The sequence below is a fragment of the Aerococcus sp. L_32 genome (genome assembly GCF_050689315.1).
Window position 1 is genome coordinate 1 of sequence record NZ_JBOEQF010000828.1, and the last position, 818, is coordinate 818.

The 818-nt window shown below is 40.7% G+C and carries 1 protein-coding gene; it reads left to right on the forward strand.

Going from position 1 to position 818, the window contains the following annotated elements:
* Window positions 1-818, forward strand: an 818-nt coding sequence (rny, locus tag ACRCJ0_RS16735; RefSeq protein ID WP_431391286.1) for a ribonuclease Y, incomplete at both ends; no start/stop codon positions are given.

Sequence of the window (818 nt, forward strand, 5' to 3'; positions counted from 1 at the left end):
GACATTAGCTCATGAGAAAGCCTTATTAATTAAGAGGGCAGAGCAAGAAGCTAATGACACGGCAGATCGAGTTGCAAAACAAATTGTACTTCAAGCTATTGAGCGCTCTGGAGCGGATACAGTTACAGAATCTACAGTTACAGTTGTTCACTTACCAAATGATGATATGAAAGGTCGTATCATCGGTAAAGAAGGACGAAACATCAAGACATTAGAATCCTTAACCGGAATTGACTTGATTGTTGATGATACACCTGAAGCTGTCGTATTAAGTGGATTTGATCCAATTCGTCGTGAAATTGCAAAAATCGCTTTAGATAAATTGATTGGAGATGGACGTATCCATCCAGCCAAAATTGAAGAGGCAGTTGAAAAAGCTCGTAAACAAATAGATAGTAAAGTAAGAGAAATCGGTGAAGAAACTATTTTTGATTTAGGAATTCATTCTCTTCACCCTGACTTAGTGAAAACATTAGGTCGCTTATACTACCGAACAAGTTACGGCCAAAATGTTTTGAATCACAGTATTGAAGTTGCTAAATTAGCTGGTGTGATGGCAGCAGAACTTGGTGAAGACGTACAGTTAGCTAAACGCGCTGGTCTAATGCATGATATCGGTAAGGCCGTTGATCATGAAGTCGAAGGGTCTCACGTACAAATTGGTACGGAATTTGCAATCAAATACCAAGAACCTGAAACGGTTATTAACGCCATTGCTAGCCATCATGGTGACGTTGAAGCAACAAGTGTTATCGCTAGCTTAGTTGCCATTGCCGATGCACTCTCGTCAGCACGACCAGGTGCCCGCAGTGAATCAT